This is a genomic window from Nevskia sp. (genome assembly GCF_051860985.1).
Lineage (GTDB): Bacteria > Pseudomonadota > Gammaproteobacteria > Nevskiales > Nevskiaceae > Nevskia.
This window is the reverse complement of the sequence record NZ_JBIMKV010000007.1, coordinates 1-20,225: the sequence shown is the minus strand read 5'-3', so window position 1 is coordinate 20,225 and position 20,225 is coordinate 1. Positions and strand designations below refer to the sequence as shown.

The following is a 20,225-nucleotide window of genomic DNA, read 5'->3' as shown; positions in this document are numbered from 1 at the left end:
CCCGGCCAAACAAGCGGTGCCGGTGCACAAGCGTCAACGCAGCGACGCCGCCGCCCGGGCCTGATCTACGAGCAGCACCCTCAATCCGGAGAAGAATCTTGCGTGGACTGAAAGACAAGGTGGCCCTGGTCACCGGCGCGGCGAGCGGCATCGGCCTTGCGATCGCCAAGCGTCTGGCCGAAGAAGGCATGGTGGTCGGCGTGCTCGACATGAATGCGGACGCAGCGGCCAAGGCCGTTGCCGAAATCGAAGCTGCCGGCGGCCGTGCCGCGGCCGGCATCTGCGACATCACCGACTACGAGGCGGTCAAGAAGACCGTCGCCGAGGTCGAAGCCAAGATCGGCCCGACCTGGGCACTGGTCAACAACGCCGGCTGGGACAAGCCGATCCCGTTCCTGAAGACCACCCCGGACTTCTGGAAGAAGGTGGTCGACATCAACTACATGGGCCCGCTGCACATGACCCATGCGGTCGTGCAGGGCATGGTCGCCCGTGGCGGCGGCCGGGTGATCTTCATCGCTTCGGATGCCGGCCGCGTCGGCTCCAGCGGTGAAGTCGTCTACTCCGGCACCAAGGGCGCGACGATCGCCTTCGCCAAGGCGCTGGCCCGCGAAGTGGCACGCAAGAACGTCACGCTGAACTGCGTCGCCCCCGGCCCGACCAACACGCCGGCGATGGACGCTTTTGTCGGCACCGGCGAAGAAGGCCAGAAGATCCGCGACGCGATGGTGCGCGGCGTGCCGCTGGGCCGCATCGGCGAACCGTCCGACTATCCGGGCCTGGTCGCCTTCCTGGCCAGCGACGATGCGGCGTTCATGACCGGCCAGACGATCTCCGTCTCGGGCGGCCTGACGATGCACGGCTAAGTAGCCGCCGCAACGACTGCAAGCAACGTCAACGGTTAAACGCAAAGGCGCAGAGGAAAGCCAAGAAAGGGCGCAAAGAAGGAACATCGAGCCTGTATCGATGCTGATCGAATCCTTGTTGTTCTTTGCGTCCTTTCTTTTCCCATTGCGCCTTTAGCGTTTAACGGTTGCCTTTCACCCCGCCAGCAAATGAACAACCGCCAGATCACCCTCAAGTCCCGCCCGGTCGGCATCCCGCAGCCGGAGCACTTCGCGCTGCAGACCGTGCCGGTGCCCGAGCTGCGCGATGGCGAATTCCTGGTCGAGAACCTTTACCTGTCGGTGGACCCGGCCCAGCGCGGCTATGTCAACGACGAGAACAACTACGCCCCGCCGGTCGCGATCGGCGCGGTGATGCGGGCGATGGCGGTCGGCAAGGTGATCGCTTCAAAGCACGCGGACATCGCCGTGGGCCAGCATCTGTACGGCTGGTTCGGCTGGCAGGACTACTGCGTGGCGACGCCGGCCGCCGTGCTGCGCCGGGTCGATCCGGCGCAGGCGCCGCTGTCGACGGCCGCCGGCCTGCTCGGCATCAACGGCCTGACCGCCTATCTGGCGCTGCACGACATCGGCCGGCCGCAGCCCGGCGAAACGGTGCTGGTCACGGCCGCCGCCGGCGCCGTCGGCAGCATCGTCGGTCAGCTGGCCCGGCAGGCCGGCGCGCGCGCAGTCGCCGTGGTCGGCTCTGACGAAAAAGGCCGGCAGGCGATCGCCGACTACGGCTATGAGGCCTTCATCAACTATCGCCAGCCGCTGGAGCCGCAGCTGAAGACGAGCTGCCCGAATGGCGTCAACGTGTTCTTCGACAACACCGCCGGGCCGATCGCCGACACCGTGATCCGCCACATGGCCTGGTTCGGCCGGGTGATCCAGTGCGGCACGATGTCGATCGCCTCCTGGGTGCCGAACCCGACCGGCCCGCGCATCGAACGCGAAATCCTGACCCGCCGGCTGCGTATCGAAGGCTTCGTGATCTTCGATCACCTGCAACGCTTCGACGACACCGCTGCCCGGCTGGCGGCGATGCTGCGCGACGGCAGCCTGCGCCACGCCGAGGACATCGGTGATGACATCGCCCTGGCCCCGCAGGCGCTGGTCGATGTCTATGAAGGACGCAACACCGGCAAGAAGCTGATCCGGCTGCGCTGAGCGCCGGCGCGGGCACCGACTGCGGGCTCGCCATTGCAGTCCGGGCGGTGGCCCGGTGTCACACTCGGCGGCGTCCACAAACCGCACGCCGGGGTCCGCCATGTCCGCAGCCGTCAATACCGCCTTCGACTTCCGCTCCCATGACGTCGAGGTACTCGGCAGCCGCCTGCACTACATCGACACCGGCCCCGTCGCCGGCAACGACGAGGTGGTGCTGTTCCTGCACGGCAACCCGACCTCGTCGTACCTGTGGCGCAACATCATTCCGCCGGTCGCCGCCCGAGGCGCCCGCTGCATCGCGCCGGACCTGATCGGCTTCGGCCGCTCCGACAAGCCGGACATCGACTACCGCTTCGCCGACCATGTCCGCTACATCGATGCCTTCATCGAAGCGCTGGGTCTCGGCCGGGTCACGCTGGTGATCCACGACTGGGGCTCGGCGATCGGCCTGCACTGGGCGCGCCGCCATGCCGAGCGCGTCAACGGCATCGCGATGATGGAGTTCATCGCGCCGGTGCCGGCCTGGTCCGACTGGCCCGAACACCTGCAGCCGGTGTTCCAGGCCTTCCGCACGCCGGGGCAGGGCGAGGCGATGGTGATCGGCCAGAACATCTTCATCGAACAGGTGCTGCCCGGCGCCGTGGTGCGCGGGCTCAGCGAAGCGGAGATGGCGCACTACCGCGCGCCGTTCGTCGATCCGGCCAGCCGCCGGCCGCTGCTGGCGTTCCCGAGGCAGCTGCCGATTGCCGGCGAGCCGGCCGACGTGGTTGCCGTCGCCGAGGCCTACATGGCCTGGCTGGCGACCAGCCCGGTGCCGAAGCTGCTGTTCTGGGGCACACCGGGCGTGCTGGTGACGCCGGCGCTGGCGGCGCGCTACGCGCAGACCTTCCCGAACCTCACCAGCGTCGACATCGGCCCGGCGCTGCATTACGTGCAGGAAGACTGCCCGGACCGGATCGGCGCCGGCATCGCCGCCTGGATCGACAGCCGCCGCCCGGCCCGCGCCTGAGCGCAGCGGCAGCCTGCCGTCAGCGACCGCGAAACTGCGCCGGCCGCCATTCGATGAAGGCGCTGATGCCTTCGCGGGCATCGGCGGTCGAGGCGGCGCGGATCAGGCCCTGAACCTCGTCTTCCATCTGCCGCTCGAAGCCGGCGCCAAGTGCGCTGGTCATCAGCCGCCGCAACTCGCCATAGGCGCGGGTCGGACCGCTGGCCAGCCGGATCGCGGCAGCCTCGGCCTCGGCCACCACCGCCGCATCGTCGACCAGGTAGTCCACCAGCCCGGCGCGCTCGGCCTGCTCGGCGCTCAGCAGTTCGCCCAGCAGCAGGAAGCGGCGCGCCCGCGCCAGCCCCATGCGCGACGCCAGCGTGAAGGTGGCGCCCATGTCGCAGGTGTAGCCGATCGTCGTGTACGCCGCGCCCAGGGTCACCGAACGGCCGCAGTAGACGAGATCGCAGCCGGCGGCGAGGCCGACCGCGCCGCCCATCGCCGTGCCGTGGATCGCCGCGACGATCGGCGCATCGAGCCGCGCCAGCCGCGCGACGCCGAGGTGCAGGCCGCCGGTCCAGGTGCGGATCTGCTCCGGCAAGGTGTCGAGCGTGCGCGAGAACATCTTGATGTCGCCGCCGACGCTGAAATACGGCCCGTTGGCGCGCAGCAGTACGGCCCGGACATCGCGCCGTCCGGCCAGCGCGCCGGCCGCTTCGGCGATTTCCCGGCAGAACGCGGCATTGAACGGATTGCCGAGCGCCGGCTGGTTCAGCACCAGGTGGGCGACGCCGTTGTCGCGGATGTCCAGCTGCAGCGATTCGTAGTGCATGGCGGTCTCGTCGGATCGGAGGGGCAGGCCAGTGCCGGGGTCTTCGGGTGTCCATGAGCCCACCACGGGCACTGCCGCCTTGATATTATTGTATGGTTCCATACCATATGGCGACAGCGGGCGGTCAATGCGGTATCGACCGAGCCGTCGCCGAACCTGGCCTGCCCCAACAACCCTGCCCGAGAAACGCCATGTCGAACTACAAGGACATCACCTACGAAGTCGGCGAGAACGCCGTCCGCATCACCATCAACCGTCCGGAAGTGTTCAACGCGTTCCGCAACCAGACGGTCGAGGAACTGATCGACGCCTTCCGCAAGGCGGACGAGGAAAAGTCGGTCAACACCGTGATCTTCGGCGGCGCTGGCGACAAGGCGTTCTGCACCGGCGGCGACCAGAAGGTGCATTACTCCGACGATGGCCTGTACGGCCCGCGCGGCATGGTCGGCTTCCCGATCGAGGAACTGCAGACCGCGATCCGCGACTGCCGCAAGGTGGTCATTGCCCGCGTGCAGGGCTTCGCGATCGGCGGCGGCAACGTGTTCTGCACGATCTGCGATCTGACCATCGCCTCCGAGAAGGCGCAGTTCGGGCAGGTCGGCCCGAAGGTCGGCTCGGTCGATCCGGGCTTCGGCACCGCCTACCTCGCGCGCTGCGTCGGCGAGAAGAAGGCGCGCGAAATCTGGTTCCTGTGCCGCCGCTACAAGGCCCAGGAAGCGCTCGAAATGGGGCTAGTCAACAAGGTCGTGCCGCACGATCAGCTGGATGCCGAGTGCGAAGCCTGGGCCGCCGAGATCAATGCGCTGAGCCCGACCGCGATCGCCATCGCCAAGCGCTCGTTCAACGCCGATTCCGAGAACATCCGCGGCATCAGCTTCATGGGCGTGGCTGCGGTGAAGGGCTACTACCAGAGCGAGGAATCCAAGGAAGGCGTCAAGGCCTTCAACGAGAAGCGCAAGCCGGATTTCAAGAAGTACGTCTGATACGCGCCGTTCCCACCGAACCAGCACCCACCCCGAACCTGACCATGTTCAACGACGCCAACATCCAGACCGAACTCGACGCCGACGGCATCCTCGTGGCCCGCATCGACATGCAGGGCCGCACGATGAACGTGTTCTCGCGGGCGATGATGGATTCGCTGGACTCGCTGATGAGCTTCGTCAGCGGCGAAGCGGCCGTGAAGGGCGTGGTGCTGACCTCGGGCAAATCGGCCTTCCTCGCCGGTGCCGACCTGGACATGATCCGGGTCTTCACCGAGCGGGCGAAGGTCGATGCGGTGCCGGAACTGAACCAGCTGTTCGGCCATCTCGGCCGGCTGTTCCGGCGGCTGGAGCTATCGAGCAAGCCGTACGTCGCGGCGATCAACGGTCTGGCGCTCGGCGGCGGTCTGGAAGTGGCGCTGGCCTGCCATGCCCGCGTGGTGCTCGATGACGAAAAGGCCGTGCAGCTGGGCCTGCCGGAAATCAAGCTGGGCCTGCTGCCGGGTGCCGGCGGCACCCAGCGGCTGCCGCGCCTGATCGGCACCGCGAAGGGCCTGCAGATGCTGCTGACCGGCGATCCGGTCGGCCCGGCCGAAGCGCTGTCGCTGAAGCTGGTCGATGCCGTGGTGCCGGCCGATCAGCTGATCGCCAAGGCAAAGGCGATCGCCCGGTCGATGCCGCAGCCGCGTGCGCTCTGGGATCGCCACGGCGCCAGCTTCAGCGCCGCGCCGTACGACTTCGCCAGCCCGACGATCACCCAGACGATTGCCCGCGCGGTCGGCGTCAGCGACTACCAGCTGCGCTACTACCCGGCTTACACCGCGATCATCCATTGCGTGGTCGGTGGCTGGTCCTTGCCGCTGACGGCGGCCTGCGATCACGAGATGGACATCTTTGTCGAACTGATGCGCGACCCGGTGGCCGGCAACATGGTGCGCACGCTGTTCCTCAACCGCCTGAAGGCCGCGAAGCTGGGCCTGCTGGCACCGGATTCGGTACTGACCCGCGGTCCGCAGGCGCTGCTTCCGGCGCTCAAGGCCGCCAACGACCAGGCCAAGGCCAGCGGCGCCGACGAGGCCACCCAGCTGGCACAGGTGACGCTGGCGGCGCTGCGCTGCGCCGCTGCCGGCGCGGTCGAACAGCCGGAGCTGGCCGATGTCGCGGCCGTCGTCGGCGGCCTGTTCCCGTCCTATGCCGGCGGCCCGTTCACCCACGCCCGCCAGCTCGGCGCCGCTGCGCTGGCCAAGCTCGCTGGCGACGATCCGGCTATCGCCAGGTTCTTCGCCGAACCGGCCCAGGCAGCGGCCTGACCCGCCCTCCATGGCCATTGATCGCCGTCACCTCGGCTATGCGCTGCCGCCGTTCACCGTCGAAGTGACGCCGGCGCGCATCGCGCTGTTCCGCAAGGCCATCGGCGCCGATGCCGGCGCACCGGATGTCGCACCGCCCACCTTCATGAAGGCGGTCGAAGGCGAGCAGAACAGCTCACGGCGCATCCTGGAAGCACTCGGCGTCGACCTGAAGCGCGTGCTGCACGCCGAGCAGCAGTTCGACTACCTCGGCCCGATCCGCGCCGGTGACACGCTCGCCGTGCAGCGCACGGTCACCGACCTCTACGACAAGAAGAACGGGGCGATGGATTTCATCGTCATCGAATCCACCGTTTCCCACGCCGAGCGCGGCCTGCTCGGCCGTTCGCGGCAAGTGGTGCTGGTGCGCAATCCCCAGGCCCGCGCCGGCGCCGAAACTGGAGCCGCCGCATGACGCTTGATCAGGCCCACCCCGGCGAGCAGGTGGCCGAATACCAGACCGGCCCGATTCTCCGCGAACAGCTGGCGCTGTACGCCGAGGCCTCGGGCGACAGCAATCCGCTGCACCTTGATCCGGCGTTCGCCCGCAAGGCCGGCTTCGACGACGTGATCGTCCACGGCATGCTCGGCATGGCGCTGCTCGGGCAGCTGCTGAGCACGCAGTTCGCCGCGTTCACGCTGAACCGCTTCGATGCCCGCTTCGTCGCGGTGCTGCCGGTCGGCCAGTCGCTGCGCTGCACGGCCACGCTGGCCGAACGCACGACAACGATGCTGACGCTGGACCTCGAAGCCTTCGACAACGCCGGTAAGTCGATCATCGTCGGCCGTGCCAGCCTGACGCCGCCGGCCTGACGACCATGAGCCGCAAGCTCGACGTCTCGGCCGTCGTCGCCGGCCTTGCGCCCGGCATGACCGTCTTCGTGCCTGGCCTGTCCGGCGAAAGCCTGGCCTTTCACGAGGCCCTGCAGGCGGCACCCGACAAGGCCGCCGGCGTGACTTTCACCGGCCTGCATTTTCCCGGCATCAACCGCAGCGACTATCTGGGCCTGCACCCGGACGCGCGCCAGCGCGCCTACGTGATGACGCCGGGGCTGCGGGCCGGTCTGGTCGACGGCCGCGCCGAACTGCTGACCCTGGACTACCCCGGCATCTACCGCGATCTCGCGGCCCGCGCCGGCGAGGTCGACCTGGCCATCGCCCAGGTCAGCCCGCCGGATCGCGAAGGCCGCTGCAGCTTCGGGCCGAGCAGTGATTTCCACCCGGCGATCTGGGCGCGCGCCCGTCGCCGCGTGCTGCACGTCAACCCGCAGGTGCCGCGCACCCGGGGCGCGTTCTCGGTGCGGCTCGACGGCGCCGATGCCTACTTCGAGGCAGCCAGCCCGCTCGTGCAGTACGACGCGGGCGGCAGTTCGCCGGCCATCGCGCAGCACGCCGCCAGGGTTGCCAGCCTGGTACGCGATGGCGACACGCTGGAGTTCGGCGTCGGCAAGCTGCCGGGCGCCATCCTCGCCGCCCTCGTCCATCATCGCGGCCTGCGCATCTGGTCGGGCATGGTGACCGATGCGGTATCGACGCTGCTCGACGCCGGCGCCATCGCTGCGCGCGGCGCGATCGACGCCGGCGTCGCGCTGGGCGATGCCGCGTACTACGCGCGCCTCGAACGCGACGACAGCTACTACTTCCGGCCGGTTTCGCAGACCCATGACGTCCGCCGGCTGGCGGCACTCAACCAGTTCTGCGCGATCAACTCGGCGGTCGAGGTCGATCTGTTCGGGCAGGTCAATGCCGACTCGCTGAACGGCCGGCTGATGGCCGGCGTCGGCGGTCTGCCGGCATTCGTCGCCGGTGCGCAGCTGTCGAACGAAGGCCGCTCGATCGTTGCCTTGCCGGCCGCGACCGACGACGGCCGACACTCGCGGATCGTCGCCCGCTTCAACAACGGGCTGGTCGCGCTGCCGCGTCACGCGGCCGATTACGTGGTCACCGAACACGGCATCGCCGAGCTGCGCGGTCGCGATCTTCGCGGCCGCGCCGAGGCGCTGATCGCCGTCGCGGCACCGGCATTCCGCACGCAGCTGGCGGCCGACTGGGACGCGATCCTGCGCAAGCTCTGAAGCCGAATTCTTCCGAACAACCCCTTCATCCAAGGAACGCTCTCCATGTCCAATCCGACTGCAACGGGCCTGCTGGCCGGCAAGGTCGCTCTCGTCACCGGCGCCGGCCGCGGCATCGGTCGCGGCATCGCGCTGGAGCTGGCGCGTGCCGGCGCCAAGGTGGTCATCAATGATCTCGGCGTGTCGCTGAGCGGCGACGCCACGGCCGAATCACCTGCGGAAAGCGTGGTCCGCGAAATCAAGGAACTGGGCAGCGACGCCATCGCCAACACCGATTCGGTGGCCAGCTTCGAAGGCGCGCAGCGCATGGTCGAAGCGGCGCGTTCGGCCTTCGGCCGCATCGACATCGTGGTCAACAACGCCGGCAACCTGCGCGACGTGATCTTCCACAAGATGTCGGAAGAGGAATTCGACGCGGTGATCGCCGTGCACCTGAAGGGCTCGTGGAACACCAGCCGTGCTGCCGCCCCGTACTTCAAGGAACAGGGCTCGGGCAGCTTCATCCACATGACCTCGACCTCCGGTCTGGTCGGCAACTTCGGGCAGGCCAACTACTGCGCGGCCAAGCTCGGCATCGTCGGTCTGAGCAAGGCGATCGCGCTCGACATGCAGCGCTTCGGCGTGCGCTCCAACGCCATCGCGCCGTTCGCCTGGACGCGCATGGTCAGCTCCATTCCGGACGAGACGCCGGAACAGAAGAAGCGCGTCGAAGGCCTGAAGAAGCTGATCCCGGAAAAGATCGCGCCGTTTGTCGCGGCGCTTGCCAGCGATCAGGCCAAGCACGTCACCGGCCAGATCTTCGGTGTGCGCAACAACGAGATCTACCTGTTCAGCCAGCCGCGCCCGATCCGCACCGCGCACACCAGCGATGGCTGGACGCCGGAAGCGATCGTCGACCGCGTGTTCCCGCAGTTCCAGAACGATTTCTACCCGCTGCACCGTTCGGGCGACGTGTTCACCTGGGACCCGGTCTAGCCGTTTCGTTCTTCCCCGCCGACCAGCGCGGGTAGGTGGCGATGCTCGGTGGCGTTGCCGCCTAGAATCCGCGCGCCGGCGGGTCCGGCGCGAGTAGTCCCTATTCAGGAGATCAAGATGTCCAAGCGGGAAGTGGTGGTGGTGGGCGCGATGCGCACGGCGATCGGCAGCTTCGGCGGCACGCTGAAGGATGTGCCGCTGGCGACGCTGGCGACGACCGCAGTGAAGGCGGCACTCGCGCATGCCGGCGTCAAGCCGGACGACGTCGGCCACCTGGTCATGGGCAACGTCATTCCGACCGAGCCGCGCGACGCCTACCTGAGCCGCGTGGCGGCGATCGAGGCCGGCATCCCGAAGGAAACGCCAGCCTTCAACGTCAACCGGCTGTGCGGCTCGGGCGTGCAGGCCATCGTGTCGGCAGCGCAGTCGATCCTGCTCGGCGATTGCGACATCGCCGTCGGCGCCGGCGCCGAGTCGATGAGCCGCGGCCCGTATCTGCTGCCGGCCGGCCGCTGGGGCGCGCGGATGGGCGATGCCAAGATGCTGGACTACATGACCGGCATCCTTCACGACCCGTTCCATGCGATCCATATGGGCATCACCGCCGAAAACGTCGCCGCGCGCTACGGCATCACCCGCGAAATGCAGGACGCGCTGGCGGTGAACAGCCAGCAGCGCGCCGCCCGGGCCATCGCGGAAGGCCGCTTCAACGGCCAGATCACGCCGGTGGAGATCCAGACCCGCAAGGGCGTGGTGAGCTTCGTCGTCGATGAGAACGTGCGCGGCGATTCCAGCGTCGAGACACTGGCCAAGATGAAGCCGGTGTTCAAGAAGGATGGTCTGGTGACGGCCGGCAATGCCTCCGGCATCAACGACGGCGCAGCGGCCGTGGTGCTGGCCGAAGCCGGCCGTGCCGCAGCGCTGGGCCTGAAACCGCTGGCGCGGCTGGTGGCCTACGCCCATGCCGGCGTCGAGCCGGAATACATGGGCATCGGCCCGGTGCCGGCGTCGAAGGCGGCGCTGGCGAAGGCTGGCCTGACGGTGGCCGACATGGACGTGATCGAGTCGAACGAGGCCTTTGCAGCCCAGGCCTGCGCGGTGGCCCAGGAACTGGGCTTCGATCCGGACAAGGTCAACCCGAATGGCTCGGGGATTTCGCTCGGCCACCCGGTCGGCGCCACCGGCGCGATCATCACCACCAAGGCGGTCCACGAACTGCATCGCATCGGAGGCCGCTACGCCCTGGTGACGATGTGCATCGGCGGCGGCCAGGGCATCGCGACGATCTACGAGCGGCTCTGACACCCGCGACAGCCGCATGAGAAAGGCCGGGACGCTTGCGCGTCCCGGCCTTTTTTATGTCCGCTTCCGAGGTTCCGGCCGGATCGCTCAGGGGCAGCTTGCCCCTTCGCAGGCCGGCGCTTCGGGCACCGCGCCGCGACTGTCGAGGTTCGGCGTGTCTTCCAGCCGCGCCAGCGACAGCAGGGCCGTCTTCAGGTAGTCGCGGGTGGTCGTGCGCCGGGCATTCAGACGGGTCTTGATCGTCGTTTCCGCTTCGTTGGCCATGCTGCTGCGCTGGCGGCTCAGCCAGGTCTCGAAGCTGTTCAGGCGCGCGAACAGATCCGGCGAAACGGTCGGTCCGGCCTCGCTGGGCTGCTCCAGCCGCTGGCGGGCCTCGGTCAGCGTCTGCTGCAGGCGATTGCGCTGCTGCAGCCGGTCGAGCTTGGCGTACAGCGGGAAAGTCGATTCCTCTGGCGGCAGGTGCAGCTGATCGAGCATGCCGAACAGCGCGGCCTGATCGGTCATCGTCGTCAGCGTGTTGCGCAGCGCGCCGCCCGTGGCATAGGCGGTTTCGGTGTCGATGGCGGCATCGACCTTGCGCAGCGATTCGATCGCCACCGCATACGCTACCCGCGCCTCGGCACCTTCGCGCAGCTGGTCGTGCGCGTAGGCCACGGCCAGCTTGGCTTCCTGGACGGCGGGATCGCGCTCGTCGCGGACCACCAGCACGTTCCAGATCCGCAGCGCCCGCTGCAGGCCCTCGCGGCGATCCTTCGGCGGATCGTCACGTTCGAAGCTGCTCGGCCCGAGCCAGCTGCCGTTGACCTCCGGCTCCAGCACCCGCAAACGCTCCAGCGAGTTGCGCACCGGTGCCGGCAGGTCGCTGATCTGGTCGGTCGAACGGGCCGAGTTGTCGCCCAGCTGCGGGCGTTTCAGGCGCTCGCCGGCCGGCGCCAGCTGCGCCCAGCCCATGCCGAGCAGCGCGCGGTTCGAAGCCAGCCCTTCGCTGCGGATCCGGCCGAGCACGCCAAGGGCGGTGCGGCCCTGCTTCTGCTGCAGGAAATGCCAGCCGAGCGCGAGATTGGCCTTGTCGCGCAGCGACAGCAGCTCGGGATCATTGCTTTCCGTGCGGCCGAGCAGATCGAGCCAGCTGAGCGCCATCTGCACGTCGCCGTTGCGCAAGGTCGCGATCGCCAGGTTGTAGCGGCTGTAGGCCGTGGCGCGGACCGCTTCGGTCGAAGACAGCATGTAGCGGAACGCCTCGATCGATTCCGGCGAGCGCGTGTTGAGCGTGGCCGTGGCTTCGCGCGAGCGCTTCTGCGCCAGCTGCAGCATGCCGAGTGCCGAGCGGAGATCGGGCTGGCGGAACTCCGGCAGATGCGGCTGGGCCAGGGTCAGCTGCTTTTCGGCGCCCGTCAGGTCGCCGATCGCGAGCCGCGCTTCACCGAGCGCCAGTCGCTCGATGGCGACGGCGGCGCGGATCGCGCGGCGCGGCGACAGGTCGTCGCAAATCTGCTGGGCGCGATCCAGCAGCCCTTCCTGACGTAGCAGCCGGGCGGTTTCCAGCCAGTACGGCGCTTCGAAGGTCGGCAGGCTGCCGTTCGGCAGGCGGCGGCGTTCGGCGATCGACAACAGCTCGACCAGCGCGCCGCTGCTGTCGTCCAGCTGCAGCAGCTTGCGGGCATGGCCCAGCGCCGGGTCGTGGTCATCGCCCGGCCGATAGCGGCCGGCGCTGCCGATCAGGCCGTCGAAATCGATGCCGAGCAGCGAGCCCTCGCCCGCCTCGCGCGCCATCGCGCGTTGCAGCCGCAGGCTGGCACCGGTGAGGGTGCCGGTGTCGAACAGCGCCGCCAATTCGATCGGGCCGCTGGCGCGGTCCAGCGGGAAATCGGCGCTCAGCCGGCGGGCTTCGGCCTCACCCGACTTGGCGAGCCGCAGCAGCACCTGCAGCCGCTGGGCACCAGCGGGAATCGGCAGCCGCGCGATCCGCAGCGGGCTGTCCTTGTCGGACAGCGCCTTGGCCTGCGCAGCCGAGAAATCGACGGTCACCGCCGGGGCGTCGTCGATCGCGTACTGCAACGATTCGACCGTGCCGCGACCGAGCCCGGTCTGCCGGATGTAGAGATCAAGCCGATGCGCCACCGGGATGCTGCGCTCGTCGGCCAGCACGCCGGCCACCGCCAGCAGGCGGTGCGCCTCGTACTCCAGCCCCTGGGCGTCGCGGCTCGGGACGGCGGCCGCGAGATTGGCCGGCGCGATCACTTCCGCAGCCGGCGGCGGCACGACGGCGGCCTCGGGCGGCAGTACCGGCGCCTGCTCGGTCGGCAGCACCACCGAAGGCGGCGCGGCATCAACGTTCGGGGAGCCGCCGTTGTCAGTGCCCGGAAACGGCGAAGCCGCTGCCACGCCATCCTCGGCGTGCAGCGGCTGCGTCGTCAGCAACAGACTGGAAAGCAGCAGTGAAAACGTTCGCGAATTCCTCTTTTCCCGCCTCACTGCGTCTCCTTCTGGGACGGGACCAACGTCAGGCTTTCGCTTGCGTCGGCTCCTTGGTCATGAACTGCGACAGGTCGATGTTCTCGCCCACCGCCAGATCTTCATTATCGGCGAACTTCGGCTTCACGAGCCAGACGATCAGCGGCAGCACCACCAGCGACAGCACCATGTTGATCAGCATGATCGCCACCAGCAGCATGCCCATGTCGGCCATGAACTTGAATTCCGACAGGAAGTACCACGGCAGGATACCCGACAGCATGATGGTGGCCGTGAACATGATGGCCTTGCCGGTGGTGGTCAGCGCCACGGTGATGGCCTTCTCCCAGTTCTTGTTGTGCGCCTGGTATTCCTCGACGATGCGCGACAGCAGGTAGATGCCGTAGTCGATGCCGACGCCGACGCCCATCACCGCGACGATGACAGCGTTGATGTCGAGGCCGATGCCGAGCGAGTACATCGCGGCGTTGAGCAGGAAGTTCGACATGTTCACCGGGATCAGCAGCAGCATCGCGGCAACCACCGAGCGGTAGGCGTAGCCGGCGATGATCGCGATGGCAATGTTGACCATGCCGAGAATGAACCAGTGGTAGCGGTGCACCACGTTATTCATCGCCTGCTGCAGCGCGATGAAGCCGGTGCCGAGGCGAACCGTGAACGCTTCATGGTCCTTGCCGACCGTATCCACCGCACGCTGGGCGCTGGCGAGCGCGGCATCGACGGTTTCCTGCTTGTTGTCCGCGTACCACAGCGACACCGTGGAGTGCTGCGCTTCGAAGTCCATCACGTGGCCGAAGTTCAGCGGGCTGGAACCGAACATCACCGCCTGGCCGGCCGAGAACGCGGCGCGCTTGTTCGGATCCACCGGCAGCCACTGCGGGTTGCCACCGGAGAACAGGCGGTTGCCTTCGTACATGTAGTCGCTGAACGACAGCGTGGCACGCGGCTTCAGGATCGGATCGGATTCGACGATCGCCTGGATTTGCGAACGAATCTTCATCGCTTCGGCCGACAGCGCGACGCGATTGGTGCCGTCCTTGTCGTTCTTCGCCTCGATGACGATTTCCAGCGTGTTGGTGCCCGGGAACTGCGAGTTGATCGCGCGGATGGCCGTGTTGAACTCGGAGTCGTAGTGCAGCAGGTTCGAGCCTTCGACCGGGTTGCCGATCTTGATCTCCATCGACGCCCAGACACCCCAGATCAGCAGGAACACCGAGAAGATGCTGGTGTACAGCGCCGGCTTTCCGTAGGTCAGCGTGGCGATCTTGCGCAGCAGGTCGCCCTGAATCTTGTGAATGCCGGTTTCCTTGCCACCGCCGCCGGTGATGCGGTCGATGTTCTTGGGCAACGGCAGGTAGGACAGCAGGATCGAGATCAGGAACACGCCGGTCGGGATGATCCACAGCGCCCAGGCGCCGCAGAAAATCGCGTGGCCGTACATCGTGCGGATCGGCGCGATGGCGATGAAGATGATGCCGAACACGTCGGTCATGATGCCGAGGATCGACGGCGCCATCATCACGCCCATCGTCACTTCGGCCGCCTTGCGCTTGTCGCCGAGGTGCTTGAGCACCTCGTAGTAGCGCTCGGTGAACTGGATGCAGTGCGAGAACGTTCGCGCCACCAGCAGCAGCGGCACGATCATCAGCAGCGGTTCGACCGGGAATCCGACCCAGCCGATAAAGCCGAAGCCCCAGACGCCGGCCATCGCCGCGCAGACCACCGGCACGACCACGCCGGCCACGTTGCGCATGTACAGCACCAGCGCGATGAACAGCAGCGCGACGGTGACACCGAAGATCTGGTAGGTCTGCTTCTGGAAGCGATAGACCCAGCCGGTCAGCGCCGGCTGGCCGGCGAGGAACACTTCGTGGTTCTCGTCGGCGGCCGCCTTGACCAGGCCATCGACGTAGTTGAACGCCACGCCGTACTGGACCGAGGTCTGGAAGGTGGCGCTGATCAGGGTCGACGAGCCGTCGGCCGACACATAGAAGTTGCGGGCGTTCGGCGACTGGGCGACGCGACGACGGAAATCCTCGACCTCCGCCGGGTCCTTCGGTACCGCGTCACCCATCAGTGGGCGAACGTCCACACCCTGCGGCGTGGCTTCGACGTAACGCAGCTTTTCGGTGGAGATCGAGATGATCTGGTCGTGGTCCACGCCCTCGGTCAAGTCGATGTTGCGGGTCAGGTCCCAGACCTTCTGCAATGTCTCGGCGTGGTAGATGTCGCCGTTCTTGCGCTTCAGCATCACGAACATGGTCAGCGGATTACCGAAGTTCGGATGCGCGTTGTAGATCTTCACGAACTCGTCGTCCTGCGGCAGCAGGTCGGCGAAAATCGTGCGGATTTCCACTCGCGGAATCCCGGCTGCGAAAGCGAGCGTGACGATCACGAACCACACCGAAACCATGGCGCGGCGATCCATCACCCACTTGGCGATCCGGAAGCGAAGGGGCATTGCGTTGGGGGCAGAGGACATGGCGTTCTTCAGATCAAGGGTTCAACGGATACCGTTCGTACGACGGAGCAGTGCCGGTACGACGGTACGGCGAATCGTGGACGGTGCAGCAGCGCCTTCCACTTTGTAGACGAACCGGATGGCATTGCCCATCCGGTTCGTCCCTCCAGATGGCCGCCTGCGGTTCTCGCCGACACTGCAGGTGGCCGGCGCATCAGAACTGGTAGCCGAGTCGCAGCGTCAGTTCGTTGGTCTGGCCGATCAGGCGCACGATGTTCTTGTTGGCGTTGTTGCCCCAAGCGTTGTCGTGCACGAAGTTGTAGAACATGTTCAGCGTGATGTTGCCGCGCGGCTTCCAGACCACACCCGGCTGGAACAGCACACCGCCCTGGACGTCCACCAGCGTTGCCGCGCTGAGTTCCCAGATGTAGTTCGGGAACGGCTGCAGCATCGCGAACACGGCATAGTTCGCACCAGCCTTGACTCCCGGCGTGATCTTCGGGTTGTTGCTGGTCGGAATCGTCGGATCCAGCACCACGCCATTGCTGGAGTAGTTCTCGCTGCCGTAGCCATCGAGCAGCAGGCCCACCAGATCGCTCTCCTTCTGCCACAAGTACTGGAACACCATGTAGGTGGCCGGGAACTCGGTGGAGAAACGCTGGTACTTCTCGGCCACGAAGCCGACCTGGATTTCGCTGCGCTTGTCGAAGCCCTGGCGCAGGTCGATTGCGGTGAAGACGCGCTTCGGCGTGTAGGTCGCTTCCAGATTCATGATGATCTGGTCGAAGATCGAGCCCGGCTCCGCTTCGGTCACGTAACCGCCGCCGAGGCCGAAGACGTTTTCCTGGAAGTACTTGCGCTCGATGTGGCCATGCAGGCCTTCGGCTGCCACGAAGAAGGCGCTCAGCTCGCCTTCGGCCGCAGCGAAGTCACCGTTGACAGTCCGGGCCAGCAGCATCTGTGACGACTCGAACTCATCGATCGCGCGATCGAGACCTTCCATGGCATCGAGCTTGATGTAGCCGGCGTAGTTGAACCATTCCTCGGCGGTGAACACGCCGGCCGGGGCGACTTCGAACGGCGTGCCGGCCAGGATCGGGCCGCAGCCATCGCCGCCGGTGCCGAGCACCAGGTTGCAGTACTGATTGAAGGCGAGACCGAGGATGTTGGAGTTCGGCAGCGACTTGTTGACGCCGGACTGCGTCCAGCGGATGGCGCCCAGCGGGTTGTAGCGCCGGGTGTACATCGCCTGCAGGTTGTAGTTACCGAACTCACCCTTGAAGCGGATGCCGAAATTCGCCTTCTTGTAGGCGCCGTCCTGCCAGTAGCGATCGTGCAGGTAGAACTGCGACGGCACCACGTTGTACGAGGTGTTGACGTTGTTGATGATCGTCGGGATGAACTGCTGCGCGAAGAAGTCGCCCGAAATCTGGTCGGTGATCTGCGTGGTGATGCGGATGCCCGGCGCCGATTCACGCGCGTCGGCATATTCCTCGACCGCACGGTTCAGAATCAGGTGACGGCGAAGGTCCAGGCCATTCGCGGTGTCCATGATGCGGAAGAACAGCAGCTGGCCCCAGGCCACCGTCTGGTTGCCGACGCGGACCGTCGTGTTGCCGCTGTTCCATTGCAGGAAGAAGGCCGGCAGGTCGACCTGGTAGTTGCGGCCCGAGCGTTCGAAGAACAGCGGATTCTTCTTGCCGTCGACCGCGAAGCCGAGCTTGTCGGGCCGCCCCTGGAACTGGCGATCAGGCGTGGTGCCGCCGTCGAAGCCGCCATTGATGTTGGCGTAGTCGCCGGCCGCGAACTCTTCCATCCCCAGATGGTCCGGGTGGTAGGCGGCACGCAGGCGGGTGATCAGCGACCAGTCGCCCCAGGCGAGGGTCGGCGTGATCTCGAAGCGCAGCAGGTTGTAGTTGACGAGCTGATTCTTCTTCGGCACGTAGCGAGTGAACGTGTCGTTGGTGCCCTGAAGATTGGTCACGCCCTCGGTCGGCGGCAACACGGCGAGGCTGCCCAGTGGAATGATGCCGGCCGGGCCGATCAGCGCGTCGGTCGGCAGCAGCGGCTGGGCGTAGTTCAGCGCCGGGTTGCCTACAACTCGGCGAATCGGCACGCCGTTGGCAAGATCGCCGAACTGGTTGGCCTGCTGCACGCGGTCGTCGGTGCTGAAGGCAACGTCCCAGCGCACGAAGCCGTTGTAGGAAAAGTCACCGCCAAGAAACTTGCTGCCGGCACCGCCGGCAGCCTGCACGAACTGCGGCGTCAGCGCCGACAGCCCGATCGCAAGAATCCCCAGTTGTTTCGCCTTCTTCAGTCGCATGTTGCCCCCTCCAGCGTTCTAGTAATCGATTCCAGGTCCACGCACGCCGTCGCACTTGCAGCGTTGCGGGACCCGACCCTGCCGTTGAATAACTTGTTTCAGCCCGCGATCTCGATGATCCGGCCCGAGTGGCCAACTGCCATGACCCTGCCCGAGGTCGTTTCGGTTCTCACGGCCTGATACCAGTCGGTGGTGACATCTCCTTCGGTCACCTGCGTCCAGTGGATGCCGCCGTCCTTGCTGGTCGCCATCACGCGCATGCCGGTGATCACCACCTTGCCGCCCGGTGCGGCCGCGACACCGAGGAAATTCGATTCGGTCTTGACCGGGTTCTTGAACCAGGTGCTGCCGCCGTCGGTCGAGATCAGCACCTGCCCGCGCTGGCCGACCGCGTAGCTGTTGCGCGTGCGGCTGTCGGAGATGTGGGTCGCGAAGATGGTCGGCGTACCGGCTACCAGCGGATTCAGCACCTGCCACTCGCTGCCCCCAGCAGCAAGGCGGAAGATCAGGCCGAATTCGCCGGCAATTGTGATGTCGCCGGATTCGGCGACGTGCACGCTGTAGATGGTCGGCTCGCCAGTGCCCGGCGCGCTTTCGTCGGCGTAACGACTCCAGTCCGGCGCCGCCTGGGCCCAGGTCTTGCCGCCGTCGTCCGAGCGGATCAGCGTGCCGAACTCGCCGCCGGCCACGGCCAGCCCTGCGGAGTTCACGCTGACCGACAGCAGGCGCCGTTCGATGCCGCTTTCGCCTTTGGCCCATTGGCCGGGCGCGTCTTCGACGAGCACCAGGCCCGCCTGGCCGACGGCGACGGTGTGACTGCCGCGGCGTTCGACCGCCAGCAGTGCTGAATCGGTAAGGGTCTGCTTGACCGGATTCCAGGTCGCACCGGCATCGTCACTGAATGCGATCGCGCCGCCCATGCCGACCGCCACGCCTTTGCCGGCGTCGAAGCTGATGCCGAAGAACGCGGAATGCGGGATGCCCTGGGCAAGGGTACGGATGACGCCGTTGCCCTTGTCCGCCGCGCTGGCCGCAGTGACCAGACCGAGTGCTGCGGCGCCGATGAAGCTGAGAATTGCTGAACGCACATCAATCTCCTGAAAGCCTCTCCGCCCGGCTGCACGCCGGGCGGAGAGGAAGGTTCTGGGCCGGAGGATGGCCTCAGACAGTGCCAAGTCGCGCGATGGCGGATTGGGTGCAGAACTTCTCGTAGACGGCGTTCTCGTCCGGCGAGTAGTACGAGCTGGAGTAGCCGCCCGAAATCTGCTTGACGTGGTTCAACAGCGACATGCGGTTCGACTGGATGTCGTGGATGTGCACCGAGGTCCACGACCAGTTCGGATGACCGGTCTCGTCCTTGTTGACGAACTTGCCCTGGATCTGCGGGCCAAACGCCGGGTCCACCTGCTTCCAGATCGCGCCGCGACGGTCGTAGGTGATGTAGGCGATGACCATCGCATTGCGGACGTCGACCCAGATCTTCTTCTTGCCGACCGGCGCGCGCGGATAGCCCGTTGGCTCCGATTCGATCACCACGCACTCGGGCACCAGTTCCATCGTGTAGTCCATGAAGGTCTGACCCTTCGGACCGCCGTGACGGTTGTGGTTTTCCCAGTTCGGATGCTCTTCACCGCGGAAATTGCCGCCGAGTGCCGCGAGGTGCGGTTCACGGCCGACGATCTTGGTGTTGCCCCAGGTGCGCATCGGATCGCCGGCGGCCCAGGCATCGGACAGGAACAGCGTGATGCCCGGCACCAGCGGTTCGAAGCGCTGGTTCGCCGGGAACTGGCGCACGCGGCGGAACTGCGGCAGGTAGCCGTAGATTTCCGGGAACTTGCGCTGGTCGTAGTACCACGGCACCAGGAACGAGGCGCCGGCCTGTTCCTGCGGGCTCGTGAAGAACACCGACTGGAAGCGCAGCATGTCCTTCTTGTCTTTGAAGTACTTGTCCTTGCCGGTACGAGCGGTGGTGTTCAGCTCGGTCCAGAAGAAGTCGTACGTGTACGCCGGCGAGCCGTCCGGGTTGATGTCGAAGTCGCGCACGGCGTACTGCGACATGTCGTGGCGGCCCCAGCTCAGCGTCAGGTTGGCGATGCCTTCGTCGCCGGTCTTGATGTCCGGGAACGGGTTGCCGCCGATCCACGGACCACCGGTGGCCGCTTCCACGACGTTACCGGTGTCGTCGAACTTGGCCTTGCCGTAGTTCTTCAGCGTGGCTTCCATGTACTGGTACGGGAACATCTCGGCGATGTTCTTCGTGGGGGCACGGATCTTGAACTTGCGGCCGTGCTTCGACACCTGCTCATAGAAGATCGGGTCCAGCAGGTGCTTTGAACCGCCCCGTCTTTCTCGGAGGCTTCAAACCTTGAGAGGATGAAGCCATGAACAAGTTGACGCGTTACGCACCG

General features: G+C 66.6%; 16 protein-coding genes. 10 read left to right on the top strand and 6 right to left on the bottom strand.

Features of this window, described 5'->3' with window-relative positions:
- Positions 1–98: 98 nt before the first annotated feature.
- From ACTIGJ_RS08610 to ACTIGJ_RS08600, 3 genes are all read left to right on the top strand, one after another.
- Positions 99–866: an SDR family NAD(P)-dependent oxidoreductase gene (locus ACTIGJ_RS08610; RefSeq protein WP_439639891.1), complete on the top strand. Its 768-nt coding sequence runs from the start codon at positions 99–101 to the stop codon at positions 864–866.
- 189 nt (positions 867–1,055) lie between these two features.
- Positions 1,056–2,054, top strand: a complete 999-nt coding sequence (locus tag ACTIGJ_RS08605; protein ID WP_439639890.1) for an NADP-dependent oxidoreductase — start codon at positions 1,056–1,058, stop codon at positions 2,052–2,054.
- Positions 2,055–2,154: 100 nt separating this feature from the next.
- Positions 2,155–3,063: a haloalkane dehalogenase gene (locus ACTIGJ_RS08600; RefSeq protein ID WP_439639889.1), complete on the top strand. Its 909-nt coding sequence runs from the start codon at positions 2,155–2,157 to the stop codon at positions 3,061–3,063.
- Between the two features lie 19 nt (positions 3,064–3,082).
- On the opposite strand, the gene ACTIGJ_RS08595 is transcribed toward ACTIGJ_RS08600, so the two are convergent.
- Positions 3,083–3,874, bottom strand: coding sequence for an enoyl-CoA hydratase/isomerase family protein (locus ACTIGJ_RS08595; RefSeq protein ID WP_439639888.1), 792 nt, complete (start codon positions 3,872–3,874; stop codon positions 3,083–3,085).
- A 191-nt stretch (positions 3,875–4,065) separates the two neighbouring features.
- Here ACTIGJ_RS08595 and ACTIGJ_RS08590 point away from each other — a divergent pair, with 191 nt between their 5' ends.
- From ACTIGJ_RS08590 to ACTIGJ_RS08560, 7 genes are all read left to right on the top strand, one after another.
- Positions 4,066–4,857, top strand: coding sequence for an enoyl-CoA hydratase-related protein (locus ACTIGJ_RS08590; RefSeq protein ID WP_439639887.1), 792 nt, complete (start codon positions 4,066–4,068; stop codon positions 4,855–4,857).
- Positions 4,858–4,901: 44 nt separating this feature from the next.
- The gene (locus ACTIGJ_RS08585; protein WP_439639886.1) at positions 4,902–6,167 is read left to right on the top strand and encodes an enoyl-CoA hydratase-related protein; all 1,266 of its coding nucleotides are present in this window, start codon (positions 4,902–4,904) and stop codon (positions 6,165–6,167) included.
- Between the two features lie 10 nt (positions 6,168–6,177).
- Positions 6,178–6,621: an FAS1-like dehydratase domain-containing protein gene (locus ACTIGJ_RS08580; RefSeq protein WP_439639885.1), complete on the top strand. Its 444-nt coding sequence runs from the start codon at positions 6,178–6,180 to the stop codon at positions 6,619–6,621.
- Positions 6,618–7,019, top strand: a complete 402-nt coding sequence (locus tag ACTIGJ_RS08575) for a MaoC/PaaZ C-terminal domain-containing protein (RefSeq protein ID WP_439639884.1) — start codon at positions 6,618–6,620, stop codon at positions 7,017–7,019. Before ACTIGJ_RS08580 ends, ACTIGJ_RS08575 begins: the two co-directional genes overlap by 4 nt.
- A 5-nt stretch (positions 7,020–7,024) precedes the next feature.
- A complete protein-coding gene (locus ACTIGJ_RS08570) occupies positions 7,025–8,281 on the top strand; it encodes an acetyl-CoA hydrolase/transferase family protein (RefSeq protein WP_439639883.1) in 1,257 nt (418 codons plus the stop codon).
- 45 nt (positions 8,282–8,326) lie between these two features.
- Positions 8,327–9,256 carry an SDR family NAD(P)-dependent oxidoreductase gene (locus ACTIGJ_RS08565; RefSeq protein ID WP_439639882.1) on the top strand — a complete coding sequence of 310 codons (930 nt, stop codon included), beginning with the start codon at positions 8,327–8,329 and terminating at the stop codon, positions 9,254–9,256.
- A gap of 117 nt (positions 9,257–9,373) precedes the next feature.
- Positions 9,374–10,558 carry an acetyl-CoA C-acyltransferase family protein gene (locus tag ACTIGJ_RS08560; protein ID WP_439639881.1) on the top strand — a complete coding sequence of 395 codons (1,185 nt, stop codon included), beginning with the start codon at positions 9,374–9,376 and terminating at the stop codon, positions 10,556–10,558.
- A gap of 87 nt (positions 10,559–10,645) precedes the next feature.
- Here the strand turns inward: ACTIGJ_RS08560 and ACTIGJ_RS08555 are convergent, their stop codons facing one another.
- From ACTIGJ_RS08555 to ACTIGJ_RS08535, 5 genes are all read right to left on the bottom strand, one after another.
- On the bottom strand, positions 10,646–12,979 hold the full coding sequence (locus ACTIGJ_RS08555; protein WP_439639880.1) for a hypothetical protein: 2,334 nt from the start codon (positions 12,977–12,979) through the stop codon (positions 10,646–10,648).
- Between the two features lie 82 nt (positions 12,980–13,061).
- Positions 13,062–15,494: an efflux RND transporter permease subunit gene (locus ACTIGJ_RS08550; protein WP_439639879.1), complete on the bottom strand. Its 2,433-nt coding sequence runs from the start codon at positions 15,492–15,494 to the stop codon at positions 13,062–13,064.
- A gap of 214 nt (positions 15,495–15,708) precedes the next feature.
- On the bottom strand, positions 15,709–17,817 hold the full coding sequence (locus tag ACTIGJ_RS08545) for a DUF1302 family protein (RefSeq protein WP_439639878.1): 2,109 nt from the start codon (positions 17,815–17,817) through the stop codon (positions 15,709–15,711).
- A gap of 98 nt (positions 17,818–17,915) precedes the next feature.
- On the bottom strand, positions 17,916–18,905 hold the full coding sequence (locus tag ACTIGJ_RS08540) for a WD40/YVTN/BNR-like repeat-containing protein (RefSeq protein WP_439639877.1): 990 nt from the start codon (positions 18,903–18,905) through the stop codon (positions 17,916–17,918).
- Between the two features lie 73 nt (positions 18,906–18,978).
- Positions 18,979–20,139 carry a DUF1329 domain-containing protein gene (locus tag ACTIGJ_RS08535; protein WP_439640046.1) on the bottom strand — a complete coding sequence of 387 codons (1,161 nt, stop codon included), beginning with the start codon at positions 20,137–20,139 and terminating at the stop codon, positions 18,979–18,981.
- Between the last annotated feature and the right edge of the window lie 86 nt (positions 20,140–20,225).